Annotated in this window: 4 protein-coding genes; 2 read left to right on the top strand and 2 right to left on the bottom strand. The window is 65.3% G+C overall.

The features are described 5' to 3' along the window. A partial coding sequence (locus B2W70_RS09890; RefSeq protein ID WP_286745293.1) for a UbiX family flavin prenyltransferase occupies window positions 1-501 on the top strand: 501 nt, incomplete at its 5' end. 66 nt (window positions 502-567) lie between these two features. On the opposite strand, the gene B2W70_RS09885 is transcribed toward B2W70_RS09890, so the two are convergent. Both B2W70_RS09885 and B2W70_RS09880 read right to left on the bottom strand, forming a co-directional pair. Beyond that, window positions 568-1209, bottom strand: a complete 642-nt coding sequence (locus tag B2W70_RS09885; protein WP_286745295.1) for a lytic transglycosylase domain-containing protein — start codon at window positions 1207-1209, stop codon at window positions 568-570. A 147-nt stretch (window positions 1210-1356) separates the two neighbouring features. Continuing rightward, entirely contained in the window at window positions 1357-3132 is a 1776-nt protein-coding gene (locus B2W70_RS09880; RefSeq protein WP_286745290.1) for a proline--tRNA ligase, read from the bottom strand. Window positions 3133-3235: 103 nt separating this feature from the next. Here B2W70_RS09880 and B2W70_RS09875 point away from each other — a divergent pair, with 103 nt between their 5' ends. Beyond that, complete coding sequence (locus tag B2W70_RS09875; protein ID WP_286745287.1) at window positions 3236-3889, top strand: RNA pyrophosphohydrolase; 654 nt, start codon at window positions 3236-3238, stop codon at window positions 3887-3889. Window positions 3890-3963: the final 74 nt, after the last annotated feature.

The following is a 3963-nucleotide window of genomic DNA, read 5'->3' as shown; positions in this document are numbered from 1 at the left end:
CTCGAGCGCGCCCGCGACATCGGCGTGCAGACGCACCTGGTGGCCACACCGGCCGGCATCCTCAATGTGCACCACGAACTGGGCCTCGACCGCAGCAAGCTCGAGGCCCTCGCCACCCAGGCCCATGCGCCAGGCGATGTCGGTGCCTGCATCGCCAGCGGCAGCTTCACCACCGACGCGATGGTGATCGCTCCGTGCTCCATGAAGACGCTGGCCAGCGTGGCGCACGGCTTCGGTGACAACCTGCTCACGCGCGCGGCCGACGTCACCCTCAAGGAACGTCGCCGCCTCGTGCTGATGGTGCGAGAAACGCCCTTCAACCTGGCCCACCTGCGCAACATGACCGCCGTCACCGAGATGGGCGGCATCGTCTTCCCACCGCTGCCTGCGTTCTACAACAAGCCGCAAACCATCGCGCAACTCATCGACGACACGGTCGAGCGGGTGCTGCAACTGGTGGGCATCGAAGGTGCGCACCCCAGCGAGTGGCAGGGGCTTTGAGCGGCAACCTGGCGATGCCGCGAAGCCGTCGCCGAGCGACGGCGCCCAGCGGCCAGCGCTGACCAATCAGCGCTGAGGCGACTCGCTGATCAGCCTCACCCCTGCACCAGAGTTCTCGGCGCCAGCCATGCGGGTGGTGCCCAACACGTCATCGGCGCCCTTCCAGGTGCGCCACGCCGCCGTGACCATGTTGGGGTACTCGGCCCGACCTCGGCTGCCGTTGTAACGCCCCAAGGCCATGAAGAGGTTGCCCTTTTCGCGGTCGAGGTAGTGGCGCAGGATCACGCAGCCAAAGCGCAGGTTGGTCTGCATGTGAAACAGGCTGGCCGGGTCGCCCGTGCCGATCAGGCGCGACCAGAAGGGCATGACCTGCATGTAGCCCCGAGCGCCCACCGACGAGATCGCGTACTTGCGGAAACCGCTCTCGACCTGGATCAGACCCAGCACCAGGCTGGGCTCCAGCCCCGCTCGCTTGGCCTCGTAGCAGACGGTGACCAGGAATTCCTTGCGCACCAGGTCATCCGGCTTGCGTTTGAGGAGCTTGCTCTCCAGCGACGCGGCCCAGGTTTCGCACTGCTGACGCTGGCGGGCATCGGCAAAACTCAGGGCTGGCGCGCTGCGTCCGATGGCCGCAGAAAGCGCGGTGCGCACCGAATCTGCAAGGGGCTCTTCGGCCTGGGCGCCGGCTTGAGCCAGGCGCGGCGCCATCGCCAGGCACAGCACCGCCAAACCAAGCCGGCTGCGCCTCACCCAGCCACGCGCCTCTTGCGACGCAGGCAAGGCAAGTGACCACGAGAAAAGGCGCAAAGGCGGCAGCATGACAAAGACAACCTTAACCCAGCGACATCGCCCCGATCAGCCGATCTGCAAGCGAGAAAGCAGCTGACTCAGGACTTCGTTCACGGGCAGCTTGGTCGCTTCCGCGTCCTGACGGCCCTGGTACTCGGCCACGCCGTCCTTCAAGCCCTTGTCGCCGAAGACCACGCGGTGCGGCACACCGATCAGCTCCCAGTCGGCGAACATGGCGCCCGGGCGCTCGCCACGGTCGTCGAGGATGACGTCCACGCCCTTGGCCAGCAGCTGCGCGTGCAGCTCGTCGGCGGCGGCCTTGACCGCCTCGGAGCGGTCGTAGCCCACCGGGCAGATCACCACGGTGAAGGGCGCGATGCTGTCCGGCCAGATGATGCCGCGCTCGTCGTGCTTTTGCTCGATGGCCGCGCCCAGGATGCGCGTCACGCCGATGCCGTAGCACCCCATCTCGAAGTGCTTGGGCTTGCCGTCCACATCGAGGAAGGTGGCGTTCATCGCCTTGGAGTACTTGGTGCCCAGGTAGAACACGTGGCCCACCTCGATGCCGCGCTGGATGGCCAGCACACCCTTGCCGTCGGGCGAGGGGTCGCCTTCGACGACGTTGCGGATGTCGGCGATCAGGTCGGGCTCGGGCAGGTCACGGCCCCAGTTCACACCACGGATGTGGAAGCCCGCCTCGTTGGCGCCACACACCCAGTCGGCCATGTGGGCCACGGTGCGGTCGGCGATGACCTTGACGGGCTTCTTCAGGTTGATGGGACCGAGGAAGCCGGGCTTGGTGCCGAAGTGCTCGATGATTTCAGACTCGGTGGCGAAGCGGAAACCGGCCTTCAGGCCCAGGGTCTGGCCGTTGCCATCGGTCAGCTCCAGCTTGCCGGCCTTGACCTCGTTGAGGTCGTGGTCGCCGCGCACCAGCAGCAGCCAGATGGTGGACTTGACGATCTCACCCTGGTCGTTGGTCTCGTCGGTGGCCAGCACCAGCGACTTGACGGTCTGGCTCAGGGGCAGGCCCAGCAGCTCGGCCACGTCGGGGCAGGTGCTCTTGCCCGGCGTGGCAACCTTCTCCATCGCTTGCGTTGCGGCCCCACGGGTGGCGATCAGCGCGACGCCCTCGGCCAGCTCGATGTTGGCGGCGTAGTCGCTGGTCGGGCAGTACACGATGGCGTCTTCGCCCGTGTCGGCGATCACCTGGAACTCGTGCGAGCGGTCGCCCCCGATGGCGCCCGTGTCGGCGGCCACGGCGCGGAATTGCAGACCCAGGCGCTCGAAGATGCGCGAGTAGGCCGCGTACATCGCGTCGTAGGTCTTGCCAGCGCCTTCCACGTCGCGGTCGAAGGAATAGGCGTCCTTCATCGTGAACTCGCGGCCACGCATCACGCCGAAGCGCGGGCGGCGCTCGTCGCGGAACTTGGTCTGGATCTGGTAGAAATTCTTGGGCAGCTGGCGGTAGCTGCGCAGCTCCTGGCGAGCGATGTCGGTGATCACCTCTTCAGCCGTGGGCTGGATGACGAAGTCGCGGCCATGGCGGTCCTTGAAGCGCAGCAGCTCGTCGCCCATCTTGTCGAAGCGGCCGGTCTCCTGCCACAGCTCGGAGGGCTGCACCACGGGCATGACCAGCTCGACGCAACCTGCCTTGTTCAGCTCCTCCCGGATGATGTTCTCGACCTTGCGGATCGAGCGCAGCCCCATGGGCATGTAGTTGTACAGGCCCGCACCCAGCTTCTTGATCAGGCCCGCGCGCATCATCAGCTTGTGGCTGACGATCTCGGCATCAGCCGGGGCTTCTTTCAGGGTGGAGATGAAGAACTGAGAGGCTTTCATGGCAGAAAAAAAGAGCACCGCTCGATTGAGGCCTTGACAAACGCTCTAGGCGTTTCGGCTCAGCGGTGCAATAATGAAACCAGTTGAAAATTCGGAGTTGATTATGCTCGACCGTGAAGGCTTTCGGCCCAACGTCGGCATCATCCTGCTCAACCACCGGAACCAGGTATTTTGGGGCAAGCGGATCCGCACCCACTCCTGGCAATTCCCTCAAGGCGGCATCAAGCATGGTGAGTCGCCTGAGCAGGCGATGTTCCGCGAACTCCACGAAGAGGTGGGTTTGCTGCCCGAGCACGTGCGCATCGTGGCGCGCACGCGGGACTGGCTCCGCTATGAAGTGCCCCAGCACTTCATCCGCAAAGACGCGCGCGGGCACTACAAGGGCCAGAAACAGATCTGGTTCCTGTTGCAACTCATGGGTCGCGACTGCGACATGAACCTGCGGGCCAGCACCCACCCTGAATTCGACGCCTGGCGTTGGCACGAGTACTGGGTGCCGCTGGAGACGGTCATCGAGTTCAAGCGCGACGTCTACCAGTTGGCGCTGTCCGAGCTGGCGCGCTTCCTGCCAAAGCCTTTCAATGGCGGTGGTGGCGGCAATCGCTACCTGCGCGGCAGCATGCGTGGTGCGCAGTCCAGCCCTGCAGATTTCGCTGATGCCTGCGAAGGCCTTGGTTGGCCCCAAGCCAGCAACGCCGCCGACGCCGAATTGGCGAGCGACGAACCAGGTGGGCTGAATTCAATCGGCGCCAAGTGAGCGGCAAGTGAGCCACTGACAGGCCAGTAACGGGCCACACCTGGCCTCAAAGGGCGCCGCCGTTGAGCCAGGCG

It is taken from the genome of Aquabacterium sp. UBA2148 (genome assembly GCF_002328915.1).
GTDB classification, from domain to species: Bacteria; Pseudomonadota; Gammaproteobacteria; order Burkholderiales; family Burkholderiaceae_C; genus Aquabacterium; species Aquabacterium parvum.
The sequence above is the reverse complement of the archived record's forward strand: the minus strand, read 5'-3'. Positions and strand labels throughout refer to the sequence as shown.

Excerpts from the sequence above, each read along its gene's own strand:
- B2W70_RS09880 (WP_286745290.1), bottom strand. The coding sequence starts at position 3,132 with ATGAAAGCCTCTCAGTTCTTCATCTCCACCCTGAAAGAAGCCCCGGCT.
- B2W70_RS09885 (WP_286745295.1), bottom strand. The coding sequence starts at position 1,209 with ATGGCGCCGCGCCTGGCTCAAGCCGGCGCCCAGGCCGAAGAGCCCCTT.
- B2W70_RS09875 (WP_286745287.1), top strand. The coding sequence starts at position 3,236 with ATGCTCGACCGTGAAGGCTTTCGGCCCAACGTCGGCATCATCCTGCTC.